The organism is Acidipropionibacterium thoenii DSM 20276, assembly GCF_000423445.1.
Lineage (GTDB): Bacteria > Actinomycetota > Actinomycetes > Propionibacteriales > Propionibacteriaceae > Acidipropionibacterium > Acidipropionibacterium thoenii.
On the sequence record NZ_AUHZ01000007.1, the window covers coordinates 21,977 to 38,398 of the forward strand.

Below are 16,422 nucleotides of genomic sequence, written 5' to 3' on the forward strand. Positions count from 1 at the left end.
CACCCGCAGGGCCGCTCCCCGATCTGTCGGGATCCGGCAGTCTGGAGAGGCTCGCGGTGCGGTCGTGCTAGGGTGCGGTCAACGTCCTTTAAAGGTCGATCCAGCGAGGTCGGCAAGGTCGTCAGCACAGTGGCAGTCCAGGTTCCAGCACGGCACGTGATGGCTCCTGCCCGCTCGATGCTCCGCCTTCCGCACACGGTGAATCACCTTGTGGGAAGGCTTTTTTGCGTCGAGGAGGGAACCTGATGGCTGTCCGGCAGAGCCCCGATGAGGTGCCCGTGATGGACGCCGACGCGATGCGCAGGGCCCTGACCCGGATCTGCTACGAGATCGTCGAGCGCAACCGCGGCGCCGAACGGCTGCTGTTGGCCGGGGTCTGCACCAGGGGAGCCCAGCTGGCCGCCCGGATGGCCGAGCGGCTGACCCAGGTGGAGAAGGTCGCGGTGCCAGCCGTGGACCTGGATGTCCGGGCCTACCGAGACGACCTCAGCGATGAGCGGCTGGAGGCCCGGTTCCCCGCCCCCGGCTCCGGGTCGGCCGCCAATCCCGACCTGCCCGCCGATCTTTCGGGGCTCACCGTCGTCATCGTTGACGACGTGCTCTACACCGGTCGCACCACCCGGGCCGCGATGGACGCCGTGATGGCTGCCGGGCGCCCGGCAGCTGTCCAGCTGGCCGTGCTGGTCGACCGCGGCCACCGGGAGCTTCCGATCAGGGCCGATTTCGTCGGGAAGAACCTGCCCACCTCGGCCGAGGAGCAGGTGTTGGTCAGTGTCATCGAGGTGGACGGCCGCGACGAGGTGGCCATCAGAAAGGCGGAGCGCAGGTGAGCAGTCGAGTCCTTCTGGACAATCTGGTGATGCTGGAGGGCGGGACCCCGGTGCCCTGCCAGCTGTTGGTGGCCGACGGCCGGGTGGAGGCCGTCTCCCGGCACCGGCGCAGCGCCCTGGACGGCGTCGAGGCCACCCGGATCGACCTCGGCGGAGCCCTGCTCACCCCCGGCCTGGTGGATCTCCACGACCACCTGCGCGAACCCGGCCAGGAGGACAAGGAGACCATCGCCTCCGGTACCGCCGCGGCCGCCCGGGGCGGCTGGACCACCGTGTGCGCAATGCCGAACACCAGCCCCGATCCCTACAGCCCGGGGCTGATGGACGAACTGATGCAGCGCATCGCCAGGTCCGCCGAGGTCAAGGTGCTGCCCTACGCGCCGATCACGGTGGGCCTGACCAGCGAGGAACTGGTCGACGCCGATGCCCTGATCGCCGCCGGCGCGGTGGCCTTCTCCAATGACGGCAAGGGGGTGCAGAGCGCCGCGGTGATGTACGACGCGATGCGGTCGGCCGCCCGGCACGGCCGACCGGTGGTCGCCCACGCTGAGGACAACTCGCTGGTGCGCGGCGGGGTCATCAATGACGGCGCCAAGGCACGCGAACTGCACCTTCCCGGCACCACGGGGCTGGCCGAGACCGTCCAGGTGGTCCGGGACCTGGCGATCGCCGAGGTCACCGGCGCCCACTACCATCTGTGTCACGCCTCCACCGAGCAGTCCATCCGGGCCCTGCGCAGAGCTCAACGAGACGGCGTCAACGCCAGCGGCGAGGCCGCCCCGCACCACCTGCTGCTGGCCGATGCCGATATCCCCGATGACGACGGGTTCTACAAGATGAACCCGCCGCTGCGCACCCGCCAGGACATCGACGCGATGATCGAGGGACTGTGCGACGGGACGTTGTGCGCGATCGCCACCGACAACGCCCCACACACCGCCCAGGAGAAGGACTGCTCCTTCCGCGACGCCGCCTTCGGGGTCATCACCAATGAGCACACCTTCGCGCTGCTGTACTCGGCCCTCGTGCTGGCCGGCCGGTTCCGCCTCGATCAGCTGGTGCACTGGCTGACGGCCGGCCCGGCGGAGGCCTACCAGCTCGGCGACGCCGGGCACATCAGAGTCGGCGGGCCCGCCGACCTGGCCGCCTTCGATCTGGACCGTGAGGTCACCATCGACCCCGAGCATTTCGCCGGCAAGGGCCGCAACACCCCCTTCGCAGGACGTCGGGTACTCGGCGACTGCGTCCTCACCATGGTCGACGGGCGCATCGTCCACCGCGCCGACCACATCATCAGCCACCCAGACACCACCGTCCGGAAGGACCAGGCATGACCACCCGAACACTGCTACTCGCCGATGGCACCAGCTACACCGGGGAGGCCTTCGGCGCCCAGTCCGGGGTGACTGCCGAAGTGGTCTTCACCACCGGGATGACCGGCTACCAGGAGACCCTCACCGATCAGTCCTACAACGGTCAGATCGTCACCTTCTCCTACCCGCTGATCGGCAACACCGGGATCAATCGCGACGACATGGAGAGCCTCTTCCCGACCACCGCCGGGGTGATCTGCCGTGAGGTCCCGCGGTTGGCCTCCAACTGGCGCAACCGGGTGAGCCTGGACGCCTTCCTCAAGCTCCACCACATCCCGGGGCTGGCCGGCATCGACACCCGCTCCCTGGTGCGCCGGCTGCGCACCGAGGGCGTCATGAAGGGGGCCCTGCTGGGACCTGAGGCCGATCTGGAGGTCGAGCTGGAGAAGCTGCGAGCCACCGAGCTGCCCACCGACCAGGTCGCCCAGGTCTCCACCCGGACCGCCTATCCCAGCCCGCTGGGCGGCTACTCGGTGGTGCTCTTCGACTTCGGCCTCAAGCACTCGATCCTGCGAGAGCTCGCCAAGCGCGGATGCGCGGTCACCGTGGTGCCCTACACCATCACCGCCGAGCGGGTCCGCGCGCTGGCCCCCGACGGGATCATGCTGTCCAACGGGCCCGGTGACCCCAAGAGCCTGAACGGGGTGGGCCAGGTGATCGCCGAACTCCAGGAGGAGTTCCCGATCTTCGGGATCTGTCTGGGTCACCAGCTGCTGTGCCTGGCCAACGGTGCCGACACCTACAAGCTGGCATTCGGACACCGCGGCTTCAATCATCCCGTCAAGGATCTGCGCACCGGTCGGATCGACTTCACCAGCCAGAACCACGGCTTCGCGGTGGACCCCGAGTCGATCACCGGCACCGAGCTGGAGATCACCCAGGTCGAGCTCAACGACGGCACCGTCGAGGGTGTGGTCCACAAGCGGCTGCCCTCGATGTCGGTGCAGTACCACCCCGACGCGGCCGCCGGGCCCCACGACGCCGCCCATCTCTTCGACGACTTCATCGCACTGATGGATGCCCGCCGCAGGGCCCAACCGGCCCAGCGCGACATGTCCCACCCGGTGCTGGCCAGAGGCGCGGTGACCCGGGCCGTGATGCCGGCCAGCGCCCTGGAGCCGGCCGCCGAGCTGGTTGCCGCCACCACCCCGAGGAGCGGCCGTGCCCAGAAGAGCGGCACGGCCCAGAACACCACGATCAAGGGAAACAACTGATGCCACGTCGTAGTGACCTTCACCGGATCCTCGTCATCGGATCCGGACCGATCATCATCGGGCAGGCGGCGGAGTTCGACTACGCCGGCACCCAGGCCTGCCTGGCCCTGAAGGAGGAGGGTTACGAGGTCATCCTCGTCAACTCCAACCCGGCCACCATCATGACCGACCGGGAGATCGCCGACCGGGTCTACATCGAGCCGATCACCCTCGAGTTCGTCTCCCAGATCCTGCGCCGGGAGCGCCCCGACGCCATCGTCCCCACCCTGGGCGGACAGACCGGTCTCAACATGGCGGCCCAACTGGCCCGCTCCGGGATCCTCGACGAGCTGGGCATCGAACTGCTGGGCACCGGCCTGGACGCCATCCAGAAGGCCGAGGACCGCGACCTGTTCAAGCAGCTGATGGACCAGCTCGGCCAGCCGGTGCCCGAGTCCGAGATCGTCCACACCGTGGTCGAGGCCGTTGAGGTGGGCACCCGGATCGGTTACCCGCTCATCGTGCGCCCGGCCTACACCCTGGGCGGCACCGGCGGCGGGATCTGCAGCGACGAGGGCGAACTGGTCCGCATCGTCGGCAAGGGCCTGGAGCTCTCACCGATCACCGAGTGCCTGGTCGAGCAGTCGATCGCCGGGTACAAGGAGATCGAGTACGAGATGATGCGTGACTCCGCGGACAACACCATGGTGGTCTGCAATATGGAGAACTTCGACCCGGTCGGGGTCCACACCGGTGACTCCATCGTCTTCGCTCCCACCCAGACCCTGACCGACCACGAGCACGAGATGCTGCGCGACGCCTCCATCACCATCGTCCGGGCGCTGGGGATCGAGGGCGGTTGCAATGTCCAGCTGGCTCTGGACCCCGACTCCTTCGGCTACTACGTCATCGAGGTCAACCCGCGCGTCTCCCGGTCCTCGGCGCTGGCCTCCAAGGCCACCGGATATCCGATCGCCAAGATCGCCGCCAAGATCGCCGTCGGCCTCACTCTCGACGAGATCCGCAATCCCGTGACCGGCACCACCTGGTCCATGTTCGAGCCGATGCTGGACTACGTCGTCGCCAAGATCCCGCGCTGGCCCTTCGACAAGTTCGCTCGCGCCGACCGGCGGCTGGGAACCCAGATGAAGGCCACCGGTGAGGTGATGTCGATCGGGCGGACCATCGAGGAGTCGCTGCTCAAGGCGGTCCGCTCCCTGGAGATCGGCGCCGATCACATCTCCGACTCCTCGGTGGCCAACCTGCCCGACGACGTCCTGGAGGAGCGGCTGCTGCACGCCCGTGACGACCGGCTGTTCTGCCTGGCGGAGTCGATCCGGCGGGGACGCACCATCGCCGAGCTGCATGAGCAGACCCGTATCGACCTGTTCTTCCTCGACAAGATCGCTCATATCCTGGAGATCGAGGAGCGGCTGAGGGTCACCCCCGGTGACACCGAGTCACTGTGGATCGCCAAACGCAACGGCTTCTCGGACTCCGCGATCGCCCGGCTGTGGGGTCGCACCGCCGACCAGGTGCGCACCCTCCGGTTGGCCGCCGGGTTCCGGCCGGTGTACAAGATGGTCGACACCTGCGCCGGCGAGTTCGCCTCCGAGACGCCCTACTTCTACTCCAGCTACGAGGTGGAGAACGAGTCGATCCGATCTGAGCGTCCCAGCATTCTGGTGCTGGGTTCCGGCCCGATCCGGATCGGCCAGGGCATCGAGTTCGACTACGCCACGGTGCACTCGGTGCAGGCCATCCAGCAGGTCGGCCATGAGGCCATCATCATGAACTCCAACCCGGAGACGGTCTCCACCGACTTCTCCATCTCCGACAAGCTGTACTTCCAGCCGCTGACCGTCGAGGACGTCCTGGACGTCATCGAGCTGGAGCAGCCCGAAGGCGTCATCGTCCAGTTCGGCGGCCAGACCGCGATCAACCTGGCCGGCTCGTTGGCCGCCCACGGGGTGAGGATCCTCGGCACCCAGCTGGAGGATCTGGACCGCGCGGAGGACCGCGAGGGATTCGAGAAACTGCTGCAGAGTCTGGACATCCCGCAGGCTCCCGGCGGGATGGCCCACAATCCGGCCGAGGCCCTGGAGGTCGCCAGTGGGCTGGGCTACCCGGTGCTGGTGCGCCCCTCCTATGTCATCGGCGGGCGGGCGATGGCCATCGTCAACGCCCCCCACGAGCTCGAGAAGTACATGCGCGAGGCGGTCCACGTCAGCCCCGACCGCCCGATCCTCATCGACCGTTATCTGGAGGGGGTGGAGTGCGAGGTCGACGCCATCTGCGACGGCGCCCAGGTCCTCATTCCCGGCATCATGGAACACATCGAGCGGGCGGGGGTGCACTCGGGGGACTCGATGGCGGTCTACCCCCCGCAACGGATGAGCGAGCAGGTCAAGCAACGGATCATCGAGGTGACGACGAAGCTGGCCCTGGGCCTGAACACCAGGGGGATCCTCAATATCCAGTTCGTCGTGATGGACGAGGTGGTCTACGTCATCGAGGCCAACCCGCGGGCCTCCCGCACGGTGCCCTTCCTGTCCAAGGTGACCGGGGTCTCGATGGCGCAGATCGCCACCCGGGTGATCCTCGGCGAGACCCTCGAGAGCCTGGGCCTGGAACCCGGCCTGATGCCCGAGTCCACGAGGATCCATGTGAAGTCCCCGGTGTTCAGCTTCTCCAAGCTCGACCTGGTCGACTCCCACCTGGGCCCGGAGATGAAGTCCACCGGAGAGGTGATGGGATCCGACGACACCGTCGCCAAGGCCCTCTACAAAGCCTTCGAGGCCGCCGGGCTGCATGTCCCGGATTACGGGAAGGTGCTGTTCACCGTCGCCGACGATGCCAAGGCCGAGGCCCTCACACTGGCCCGTCGGTTCGACCGGATCGGCTTCCAACTGGTCGGTACCAAGGGCACCGCGCAGTACTTCCGCGACGCCGGACTCAACATCGATGTCGCCCACAAGATCGGCTCGACCGAGGACGGCTCCACCGAGTCGGTGCTGGACCTGATCGGGCGCAACGGCTGCGACGCCGTGATCAACGTGATGACCAACGGTCAGGAGACCATCATCGATGGCAAGCAGATCCGCCGGGCGGCGATCGGCCGCGGCATTCCGCTGTTCACCTCTCTGGACACCGCCAGCGCGATCTGCCAGGTGATGGAGTCGCGGGCCTTCTCCACCGAGGTCATCTGAGAGATGCCGATGACCGAGCCTACTCCGACCACCGGCACCCCCACCGGGGCTTACCGGCCGGGCCCCGAGCTGCTGGAGCTGGTGGCCACCTCCGAGATCGCCCGCGAGGTCTTCTCCCTGGTACTGCGCCGCCCCGAACCTGGACCACTGCCGGATCCCGGCACCTTCCTGGACCTGCTGCCGGTGATCCCGGCCGACCAGGGCGGCGCCCCGGTGATTCGTCGGCCGATCTCGATCGCCGACTGCTCGACCGACGGCCGCGATCTCACCGTCATCCTGCGGGTGGTCGGTGCCGGTACCGCCGCCCTGGTGGGCCAGACCGTCGGCTCACCGGTCGACGTGCTGGGGCCGCTGGGCCGGGGGTTCGACCTGGATGCGGTCCGTCCCGGTGGTCGGGCGCTGCTGATCGGTGGGGGAGTCGGCGTCCCCCCGCTCTACCTGCTGGCCCGCCGGCTGGTCGATCGGGGAGTGCGGGTGCAGATGCGACTGGGCTTCCGCGACGCCGGCGACGTCTTCTACGCCGACCGGTTCGCCGAGCTCGGCGAGGTGCTCATCTCCACCGACGACGGATCGGCCGGGACCGGTGGCACCGTCGCGGACCTGGCTCTGGCGCCGCAGGCCACCGCCTTCAGCCCCGAGGCGGTGTACGCCTGCGGCCCGCTGCCGATGCTGCGTTACGTTCAGGCCGCCTTCGGCAGGTCGGTGCCGACCCAGCTGTCATTGGAGGAGAGGATGGCCTGCGCAGTGGGGGCCTGCTATGCCTGCGTGGTCCCTGATGCCACAGATCGCGCCCACCAGTACCGGATCTGCTGGGACGGACCGGTCTTCGATGCCGAGCAGGTCGTGCTGTGATCCCGGCTCGCAGTGAGAACGCCGCCGGCTCACGGTTGGCCGTCCGGCTGCCCGGACTGACGCTGTCCAACCCGATCATGCCGGCCTCCGGCTGCTTCGGATTCGGCGCCGAGTATGCGCAGTACTACGACCTGTCAGTGCTCGGATCGATCATGATCAAGGCCGCCACCCTGGAACCGCGCCGCGGCAACCCGGTGGTTCGGGTCGCCGAGACCCCCTCGGGGATGCTCAATGCGATCGGCCTTCAGAACCCCGGGCTGGACGCCGTGATGGACCAGAAGCTTCCCTGGCTGGCCGAGCACTTCCCGGACCTGCCGATCATCGCCAATGTCGCCGGGACGCTGACCGAGGACTACGTCGAGGTCTCCCGGGTGATCTCCACCGCCCCCAATGTGGCGGCCCTGGAGATCAACATCTCCTGTCCCAATGTCAAGCACGGCGGGATCACCTTCGGCACCAGACCTGACGTGGCCGCCGAGCTCACCGCCGCGATCGTGGCGGTCTCCGAGGTGCCGGTGTATGTGAAACTGTCGCCCAATGTCACCGACATCGCCGCGATCGCCTGCGCGGTCGAGGGCGCGGGGGCTGATGGCCTGACCCTCATCAACACCCTCACCGGGATGCGCCTGGACCTGCATCGTCGCCGCCCCGTGATCGCCAATGGCACCGGCGGGCTGTCGGGTCCGGCGGTTCGCCCGATCGCGGTGCGGATGGTGGACGCCGTCACCCGTGCGGTCGACATCCCGGTGATCGGGATGGGCGGCGTCACCAGTGCCCGGGACGCCATCGAGATGATGATGGCCGGTGCCTCCGCGGTGGCCGTCGGCACCGCCAACTTCACCGATCCACTGGCCTGTCCCCGGATCATCGATGGACTGGAGCCGCTGATGGACCAGCTGGGCATTGCCAGCCTGGAGCAGCTGCGCGACGAGGTGCGATCCGAGCACCGCCCGGCTCAACCACCCGATCCGGCCGACCAGCTGCACCCGCTGGACGACAGCTACGTCATGAAGGAGAACTGATGGACACCTCTCGTCCGATCATCGCCCTGGACCTGCCCAGCGCGGACCAGGCGCTGGCCCTGGTCTCCCGGTTCGGCGACGAACCGTTGTTCGTCAAGGTCGGCATGGAGTTGTTCTACGCCTCCGGGCCGGGCATCGTCACGGCCCTCAAAAAAGCCGGCCATGACGTCTTCTGCGATCTGAAACTCCATGACATCCCCACTACCGTCAAACGTGCGGCCGCCAGCCTGGCCGGCCTCGGCGCCGACCTGCTCACCGTCCACGCGGCCGGCGGCAGAGCCATGATGGAGGCCGCCCTGGAGGGATTGTCGGGGGCGGCCAACGACCCGGCAGTGGTGGCCATCACGCAGCTCACCTCGACCTCCGAGGAGGCGATGCACGCCGAGCAACTCATCGAGGCCCCGCTGGCCGAGTCGGTCGTCCACTACGCCCGACTGGCCCAGTCGGCCGGACTGGCCGGGGTGGTCTGCTCGGCATGGGAGGCCGCCGGTATCGGCGAGGCCACCGGAGACTCCTTCCTGAGGGTGACTCCTGGGATCCGGCCGGCGGGCGCTGCGGTCGGCGACCAGGCACGGGTCGCCACCCCCGAGAGGGCCTCGGCAATGGGGTCCTCGGCCATCGTGGTGGGACGCCCCATCACCCGGGCCGATGATCCGGTGGCCGCCTATCACGCCATCAAGGAGGCCTGGAACTCGGGCCGTGCGGCCTGATCCGCACCGCCTCCGGATCCCGACGAATCCCTCCTCGGCACGGCGCAGCACCGGCCTGCCGAAGCCCTGCCCACCATCCTCACCATCTCGAAACCAGGAGTTCCCATGACCATCTCCAATCACGCCCTGGCCCGCACTGTCGCCGAGGGGTTGTTGTCTGTCGGTGCCGTGTCGCTGTCGCCTGACGACCCCTTCACCTGGGCCTCGGGGATGCACTCGCCGATCTACTGCGACAACCGGGTGACGCTGTCGGACCCGGCAGTGCGGTCACTGATCGCCGGCGGTCTGGCCACCCTGGCGGCCGAGAACTTCCCGCAGGCCGATGTGGTGGCCGGTACCGCCACCGCCGGTATCGCCCACGCCGCGCTGGCCGCAGACCGTCTCGGCAAGCCGATGGTCTATGTCCGTTCGGCACCCAAGGACCATGGCAAGGGCAACCAGATCGAGGGCCGGCTGGCGGCAGGCTCGACGGTGGTGATGGTCGAGGACCTCATCTCCACCGGCGGATCGGTGCTGGACGCCGCCGCCGCGGTGGAGCGCGAGGGAGGCCGGGTGCTGGGCGTCCTGGCGATCTTCTGCTACGAACTGGAGAAGGGCAGGCAGAACTTCGAGAAGGCGGGCCTGCCGCTGTACACCCTGTCGAACTACCCGACCCTGGTGGAGGTCGCCGCCTCCTCCGGGGCGATCAGTGCCGCCCAGCAGGCCGCGCTGTCGACCTGGTCCTCTGATCCCCAGGCCTGGTCCGAGGCCCACTGAGCTGGTCTGCGGGGATCTGCGCAGCCGAGCTCCTCGGAGTTCCTCATCACCTCACACCCACCGCCGGGCGATCTCCAGGGTCTGGGCGACATAGCCCCTGCCGAACAGCTTGCAGTGGATCATCAGCATGTGAAGCTCATGCAGGCCGATCCTCTCCCGCCAGCCCTCGTCCAGGGACGACTCCTCGTCGTAGGCCGACCAGATGCTCTCGCGATGCGGGGCCCCGAAGACCGCCAACGCCGCCAGATCCTCCTCGGCATGTCCGCCCTGGGCGGCCGGGTCGATCAACACCGCTCCTGATTCGGTCCACATGATGTTGCCGGTCCACAGGTCGCCATGGGTGCGCGCCGCCCAGCCGGAGGCCCCCTCGGGAGCTGAGCTGCGCACCAGCGCGGGCTGTTGGTGGTCATAGACCCCCGAGGACAGCTTGTCGCACAGCCTCACCAGCACCTTCCGCTCCTCGGCGGTGAAGGCCTCGGCATCCAGATACGGGGCGATCCGGAACCTGGCATAGAAGTCTCCCCATGATGTCGTCGAGTCGTCCGGGGTGGCCGGCAGGGCGAGCGGCGCCAGCCCGATCCAGCCATTGCCCTGCCACCCCAGTCCGGCGGGCGCCGGCGGGGGAGCGCCCAGGTGCGAGGCCCCGGCGGCGTGAGTGTGCGCCAGCCGACGTCCGAGATCCTCGGCGGCCGAGGCGGTGGGCCGCACCTCGCCGAGCTGTGGTTCCTGCAGCCATCCGTCGCCATGGGAGAGCACCGGGACCACCGCTGCGGAGTCTGCACCGGCGTCGGCCAGCCAGTTCAGGCCGGCCACCTCGTAGTCGATGGCGCCGGGGCGTTGGTCGGACTTGCGGAAGACATCCATGCCGCCCACCGTAGACTTGCCGAGGTTACCTACTGCAGGAGATTCATGTCAGACCACCTGATGACCGTCCATCTCGTCTCGATGGGGTGCGCCCGAAACGAGGTGGACTCCGAGGAGTTGGCCGCCCGCCTGGAGGCAGGCGGTTTCCAGCTGGTGGAGGACGCCGATCAGGCCGAGACGGTGGTGGTCAACACCTGCGGATTCATCGAGCAGGCCAAGAAGGACTCGGTCGACACCCTGCTGGCGGCCTCCGACCTGAAGTCCGGCGGCACCACCAAGTCGGTGGTCGCGGTGGGCTGCATGGCAGAGCGCTACGGCAGGGAACTGGCCCAGGCTCTTCCAGAGGCCGACGCGGTGCTCGGCTTCGACGACTACCAGGACATCTCCGATCGGCTCCAGACGATCCTCTCCGGCGGGTCGATCGAGGCCCGCGTCCCCCAGGACAGGCGCACCCTGCTGCCGCTGACTCCGGTCGACCGGCCCGACGCCGCGTCCGGGGTCTCGGTGCCCGGGATCCGCACCTCTCCCGATCTGCCGGCCGGTATCACCCCCTCCTCGGGGCCGCGAGCCGCGACCCGGCGTCGGCTCTCGTCCAGCCCCAGCGCACCGTTGAAGATCGCCTCCGGCTGCGACCGGCGGTGCGCCTTCTGCGCCATCCCGAGCTTCCGCGGCTCCTACCTGTCGCGACCCATCGACCAGATCGTCGAGGAGGGGCGCTGGCTGGTCGGTCACGGCGTCAAGGAGCTCTTCCTGGTCTCCGAGAACTCGTCCTCCTATGGCAAGGACCTGGGCGATCTGCGCCACATGGAGAAGCTGCTGGGCGAGCTCGACCGGATCGAGGGGCTGGAGTGGATCCGGATCTCCTATCTGCAGCCCGCCGAGCTGCGCCCCTCCCTGGTCGACGTGATGCTGTCGACCGACAAGGTGGTGCCCTACTTCGACCTGTCCTTCCAGCACGCCGCCGGTCCGCTGCTGAGGCGGATGCGCCGGTTCGGGGATGCCGACTCCTTCCTGGGCATCATCGACGGCATCCGGCAGCGCTGCCCCGGTGCCGGCTTCCGGTCCAACTTCATCACCGGATTCCCCGGTGAGACCGAGGCCGACGTCGAGGTCCTGGCCGACTTCCTGCAACGCGCCCGGCTGGATGTGGCCGGCATCTTCGCCTACTCCGATGAGGAGGGCACCGAGGGGGCCTCGCTGGAGGGGCACCTCGACGACGACGTCATCGCCGAGCGCCGTGACCGGCTCGCTGATCTGGTCGACGAGCTGGTCAGCCAGCGGGCCGAGGACCGGATCGGGGAGCAGGCCAGGGTGCTCGTCGAGGAGGCGGGTCCCGATGCCGTGATCGGCCGGGCCCCGCACCAGGGACCGGAGGTCGACGGCACGGTGATGCTGCCCGCCGACTGCGGCCTGCGGCCCGGCGAGATGGCCGAGGTCGCCTTTGTGGGCAGTGAGGGCGCCGACCTGCTCGGGGAGTTGAGATGACGCGGGCCGCCGCGACCGCGATACTGGGCACAGACCGTCCCGGCCCGGGACAGGTCATCCTCCCAGGAGCCCCCAGATGAGCGATCGTCCGAGCAATTTCAACGTCCCGAATGCGCTCACAGTCCTCCGCCTGGTGGCGGTACCGCTGTTCGGATGGATGCTGCTGTCCCACCCGGTGGACGCCACCTGGCGCAGCTGGACGACGGTGGTCTTCGTGCTCGCCATCCTCACCGACTTCATCGACGGCAAGATCGCCCGGCACTACAACCTCATCACCGACTTCGGCAAGATCTGGGACTCGGTGGCCGACAAGGCGCTGACCGGGATGGCCTTCATCGGCCTGTCGATCATCGGCGAACTGCCCTGGTGGATCAGCGGCCTGATCCTGATCCGCGAGTGGGGGATCACGCTGATGCGGGTCTTCATGCTCAAGTACGAGGTGATGGCCGCCAACAAGGGCGGCAAGTACAAGACCGCCATCCAGTCCCTGGCCATCACGTTGTGGTGCATCGGTCTGTGGCGTACCCCGACATGGTTCGACGTCGTTGCCTGGGTGGCGATGTACGCGGCCCTCGCGCTCACCGTGATCACCGGGGTGATGTACATCATCGACGCCGTGCGGATCCGCCGTGCCGCGCTGGTTGCAGGTGAGGGGCACGACGCCGGCCAGCACCGCAGAGATGCCGATGAGTCCTGATCCGCTGGCCGCCCGGCTGATCGCCGAACTGATCCGGGCCGGTTCGACGGTGGCGACCTGCGAGTCCCTCACCGGAGGGCTGGTCGGTGCCACCCTCACCGAGGTTCCCGGCTCCTCCGCGGCCTACCGGGGAGGCCTGGTCACTTACGCCTCCGACCTCAAGACCAGCCTGGCCGGGGTGGACGCCGAGTGGATCGCCCAGCACGGGGTGATCAATGCCCCCACCGCCCAGATGATGGCTCTTGGCTGCGCCCGGGTCTGTGATGCCTCGATAGGACTGGCCTGCACCGGGGTGGCCGGCCCGGATCCCCAGGACGGGGAGTCTGCCGGGACGGTGTATATCTGCGCGGCCCTGCGCGATCGCGGCGATCAGGCGAGACCGGAACGGCTGAGGCTCAGCGGTGACCGCGAGGAGATCCGCCACCAGACCGTTGCATCGCTGTTTCGCTCGGCGCTGAGACTCATCGACCGACTGTCCTGAGACCTGGATGTGAGACTTTCGCCATCAGCTGGAATGAAACCCTCCGGGCACGTGTTGTCACCTCCGAGATCGGCAATGGGGATCAACAACGAGGAGACATCATGAAGGTTGCCCTGCTTCGAGAAATGCTCGGTGAGGCGCTGCGTGAGCAGAGGTTCGCCCAAGGGCGAACACTACGTGAGGTGTCATCGGGAGCGAGGGTCTCGCTGGGCTACCTCTCAGAGGTGGAGCGAGGCCAGAAGGAAGCTTCCAGCGAACTGATACTGGCGATCTGCACGGCCCTGGAGCTTCCCCAGTCCGAGCTGATGAGGATGGTCAGCGAGAAACTGCTGAAGGCCGAGACCAAGGCTGAGCGTCAGGTCACTGCCGCCGCCTGAGCACCGCAGCGGCCCGGGTCCGGCCGCTGGTGGGCTCAGTCCTCGGGGGCATCGTCACCCGGGGTGTGAACGAGTTTGACCTGGACACCCAGAGCCCGGATCCTCTCGACCTCCACGGGATCGGCGGTGTCGTCGGTGACGACCAGATCGATGTCGGCGACGTCGGCCAGCCGGGCGAGGGTCACCTTGCCGATCTTGGAGCCGTCCACCACTGCGATGATCCGCGAGGCCCGCTCCAGCATGGTGTGATTGGTGGCGGCCTCGATGTCGTCATGGGTGGTCAGGCCGCCCTGAACAGAGAGTCCGTCGCAGCCGACGATCGCGGTGCCGACATTGATCTGCTTGAAGGTGGCCTCTGCCAGCGAGCCGACCAGCTCCAGTGAGCTGGGGCGCAGCACTCCGCCGGCGATGAGCACCCGCTGCTGGCCCTGATGGGCAGCCTCCAGGGCGATCCCGACCGAGTTCGTGACGATCGTGAGATCGCGACGATGATGCAGTGCGCGCAGCACCTCGGCAGTGGTGGTCCCCCCGGTCAGCGAGATGGCGTGCTTGCCCAGCGGCAGTTCGCTCACCGCGGCTCGGGCGATGGCCGCTTTCGCCGGACGGTGACGCCCGTCGCGCAGATTGACCGGCAGCTCGGCACCGACCCCCGCGCTTCGCGCTCCGCCATGAGTGCGGATGAGCAGCCCCTGGTCGGCAAGTGCCGCCACATCGCGTCGGATGGTGGCCGCGCTGGCTCCCAGCAGGTCGGCCAACTCGCGCAGCTGAATCTCGTCACGATCACGCAGAATGGCCAGTAGGGCGACCATCCGCTCGCTGCGGTGTGTCGAAGTGACCGCCTCAGTGGCGGGAAAGGACATCTCGCAACTCCTCCCTGGCGCTGGTGTCGCACCCGAGTCGAGGGGCACGTGACCTGGATCACTCGATCAGTTCCCTGTGGTGCTGTTCACCTGGTGAGCGCTCACTCAGTCGGGATGATCATAGTTGATCATCGGGTGCGCGATGCGGCGGCCGAACCGGAGCAGATCACCGGTTGGCTGCGCCGGCTCGTCACTGCACGGGAGGTCCGAGTGCGTGCTGGCTCCGTTGCCCCTTGGTTCGGCAGGGCTCATAGGCTGGCGAGGTGCGCGAGACGGAACTGTGGAGACGGCTGGAGTCCCAGCTCGGTGAGGATTACGTCCGGTCCTGGGCGTCATCCCAGGTGATGGCCGACCTCGGGGGCCGGACGGTGACCGAGGCGCTGGACGATGGACTGGAGATCAAGAGCATCTGGCGGGCTTGCTGGGCCTTCCTGGAACTTCCCGATCGGGAGCGCTGAGAGCCCCCTGGCGGGCTCAGTTGTCCACAGGGCGGAGTCTCACTGTGGCGGTGTTGTCCACAGCGGGCAGCTGGAATCTGAAAATTGTCGGTGCCCGCCCCTACAGTTCACCATGACAGACCCGGCCGTCCGGCCGGGACCAGCGGAGCCCGGCCACGTGGACTGGAGCAGGGCCCATGGATGAGGAGACCACAGCCATGCCCGTGAAAGATCGAGAACAGGCCCTCTCGGCCGCGATTGAACAGATCGACAAGCAGTACGGCAAGGGATCGGTGATGCGGCTGGGAGAGCGCGAGACCGTGAAGATCCCGGCCATTCCGACCGGATCGGTGGCTCTGGACGTCGCCCTGGGCGTCGGTGGCCTGCCTCGCGGCCGGATCGTGGAGATCTACGGCCCTGAGTCCAGCGGCAAGACCACCGTCGCGCTGCACGCCATCGCCAATGCCCAGGCCGAGGGTGGCGTCTGCGCCTTCATCGACGCCGAGCACGCCCTGGACCCCGAGTACGCCAAGAACCTCGGGGTCGACACCGACAACCTGCTCATCAGCCAGCCCGACAATGGCGAGCAGGCTCTGGAGATCGCCGACACGCTGGTGCGTTCGGGTGCGCTGGAACTCATCGTCATCGACTCGGTGGCAGCCCTGACCCCCAAAGCCGAGATCGAGGGGGACATGGGCGACTCCCATGTCGGACTCCAGGCCCGGCTGATGAGCCAGGCGCTGCGCAAGATGACTGGTGCGCTCAATGGCGCCGGCACCACGGCGATCTTCATCAACCAGCTCCGCGAGAAGATCGGCGTGATGTTCGGCAGCCCCGAGACCACCACGGGCGGACGGGCTCTGAAGTTCTACGCCTCGGTCCGACTGGACGTGCGCCGCATCCAGACCCTCAAGGACGGCGACGAGATGGTCGGCAACCGGACCCGCGTCAAGGTCGCCAAGAACAAGGTCGCCCCGCCCTTCAAGCAGGCCGAGTTCGACATCATCTACGGTCAGGGCATCTCACGGGAGGGCAGCCTCATCGACATGGGGGTCGACCTCAACATCATCCGCAAGTCCGGCTCCTGGTACACCTACAAGGAGTCCGAGCAGCTCGGCCAGGGCAAGGAGAACGTTCGCAAGTTCCTCAAGGAGAATCCTGAGGTGGCCAAGGAGATCGAGACCAGGATCCGCCAGGAGACCGGGCTGGATGAACCGGCCGATGACCAGGTGCCTGCAGATGTCGACCCGAAGACCGGGGAGGTGATGTTCTGACC

The 16,422-nt window shown here is 67.8% G+C and carries 15 protein-coding genes and 1 pseudogene; 14 read left to right on the plus strand and 2 right to left on the minus strand.

Annotation, left to right across the window (positions count from 1 at the left end; all coding sequences use genetic code 11):
• Positions 1–245: 245 nt before the first annotated feature.
• The 8 genes and pseudogenes from pyrR to pyrE all read left to right on the plus strand — a co-directional run bounded on the left by pyrR (position 246) and on the right by pyrE (position 9,945).
• Positions 246–830 (plus strand): bifunctional pyr operon transcriptional regulator/uracil phosphoribosyltransferase PyrR, encoded by a 585-nt coding sequence (gene pyrR, locus G554_RS0102390; protein WP_027586655.1) that lies wholly within the window; start codon positions 246–248, stop codon positions 828–830.
• Positions 827–2,164 (plus strand): dihydroorotase, encoded by a 1,338-nt coding sequence (locus tag G554_RS14210; RefSeq protein ID WP_036924238.1) that lies wholly within the window; start codon positions 827–829, stop codon positions 2,162–2,164. Before pyrR ends, G554_RS14210 begins: the two co-directional genes overlap by 4 nt.
• Positions 2,161–3,225, plus strand: a pseudogene (locus G554_RS14215) (carbamoyl phosphate synthase small subunit); the annotation flags it as partial. The gene G554_RS14210 and the pseudogene G554_RS14215, both read left to right, overlap by 4 nt.
• Positions 3,226–3,416: 191 nt before the next feature.
• Positions 3,417–6,605 carry a carbamoyl-phosphate synthase large subunit gene (gene carB, locus G554_RS0102405; RefSeq protein WP_027586656.1) on the plus strand — a complete coding sequence of 1,063 codons (3,189 nt, stop codon included), beginning with the start codon at positions 3,417–3,419 and terminating at the stop codon, positions 6,603–6,605.
• Positions 6,606–6,614: 9 nt separating this feature from the next.
• Complete coding sequence (locus G554_RS0102410) at positions 6,615–7,457, plus strand: dihydroorotate dehydrogenase electron transfer subunit (protein ID WP_027586657.1); 843 nt, start codon at positions 6,615–6,617, stop codon at positions 7,455–7,457.
• Positions 7,457–8,479, plus strand: a complete 1,023-nt coding sequence (locus tag G554_RS14220) for a dihydroorotate dehydrogenase (RefSeq protein ID WP_084648266.1) — start codon at positions 7,457–7,459, stop codon at positions 8,477–8,479. The genes G554_RS0102410 and G554_RS14220 overlap by 1 nt, the downstream gene beginning before the upstream one ends.
• On the plus strand, positions 8,479–9,189 hold the full coding sequence (pyrF, locus tag G554_RS0102420) for an orotidine-5'-phosphate decarboxylase (protein ID WP_027586658.1): 711 nt from the start codon (positions 8,479–8,481) through the stop codon (positions 9,187–9,189). The genes G554_RS14220 and pyrF overlap by 1 nt, the downstream gene beginning before the upstream one ends.
• 105 nt (positions 9,190–9,294) lie before the next feature.
• Positions 9,295–9,945: an orotate phosphoribosyltransferase gene (pyrE, locus tag G554_RS0102425; protein WP_027586659.1), complete on the plus strand. Its 651-nt coding sequence runs from the start codon at positions 9,295–9,297 to the stop codon at positions 9,943–9,945.
• A gap of 51 nt (positions 9,946–9,996) precedes the next feature.
• On the opposite strand, the gene G554_RS0102430 is transcribed toward pyrE, so the two are convergent.
• Positions 9,997–10,809, minus strand: a complete 813-nt coding sequence (locus tag G554_RS0102430) for a fructosamine kinase family protein (protein WP_027586660.1) — start codon at positions 10,807–10,809, stop codon at positions 9,997–9,999.
• 60 nt (positions 10,810–10,869) lie between these two features.
• On the opposite strand from G554_RS0102430, the gene rimO reads away from it, so the two are divergent.
• The 4 genes from rimO (at position 10,870) to G554_RS0102450 (ending at position 13,849) form a co-directional block, all read left to right on the plus strand.
• Positions 10,870–12,294 (plus strand): 30S ribosomal protein S12 methylthiotransferase RimO, encoded by a 1,425-nt coding sequence (gene rimO / locus G554_RS0102435; protein ID WP_027586661.1) that lies wholly within the window; start codon positions 10,870–10,872, stop codon positions 12,292–12,294.
• Between the two features lie 76 nt (positions 12,295–12,370).
• A complete protein-coding gene (gene pgsA, locus G554_RS0102440; RefSeq protein ID WP_027586662.1) occupies positions 12,371–12,991 on the plus strand; it encodes a CDP-diacylglycerol--glycerol-3-phosphate 3-phosphatidyltransferase in 621 nt (206 codons plus the stop codon).
• On the plus strand, positions 12,981–13,472 hold the full coding sequence (locus G554_RS14225; RefSeq protein ID WP_036924275.1) for a CinA family protein: 492 nt from the start codon (positions 12,981–12,983) through the stop codon (positions 13,470–13,472). Before pgsA ends, G554_RS14225 begins: the two co-directional genes overlap by 11 nt.
• Before the next feature lie 101 nt (positions 13,473–13,573).
• Positions 13,574–13,849, plus strand: a complete 276-nt coding sequence (locus G554_RS0102450) for a helix-turn-helix domain-containing protein (protein ID WP_027586663.1) — start codon at positions 13,574–13,576, stop codon at positions 13,847–13,849.
• Positions 13,850–13,884: 35 nt separating this feature from the next.
• Here the strand turns inward: G554_RS0102450 and G554_RS0102455 are convergent, their stop codons facing one another.
• Complete coding sequence (locus G554_RS0102455; protein ID WP_027586664.1) at positions 13,885–14,658, minus strand: DeoR/GlpR family DNA-binding transcription regulator; 774 nt, start codon at positions 14,656–14,658, stop codon at positions 13,885–13,887.
• A gap of 314 nt (positions 14,659–14,972) precedes the next feature.
• Between G554_RS0102455 and G554_RS0102460 the strand changes: the two genes are divergently transcribed.
• Positions 14,973–15,167 carry a DUF3046 domain-containing protein gene (locus G554_RS0102460; RefSeq protein ID WP_027586665.1) on the plus strand — a complete coding sequence of 65 codons (195 nt, stop codon included), beginning with the start codon at positions 14,973–14,975 and terminating at the stop codon, positions 15,165–15,167.
• Between the two features lie 197 nt (positions 15,168–15,364).
• Positions 15,365–16,420: a recombinase RecA gene (recA, locus tag G554_RS0102465; protein WP_027586666.1), complete on the plus strand. Its 1,056-nt coding sequence runs from the start codon at positions 15,365–15,367 to the stop codon at positions 16,418–16,420.
• The last annotated feature ends 2 nt before the right edge of the window (positions 16,421–16,422 follow it).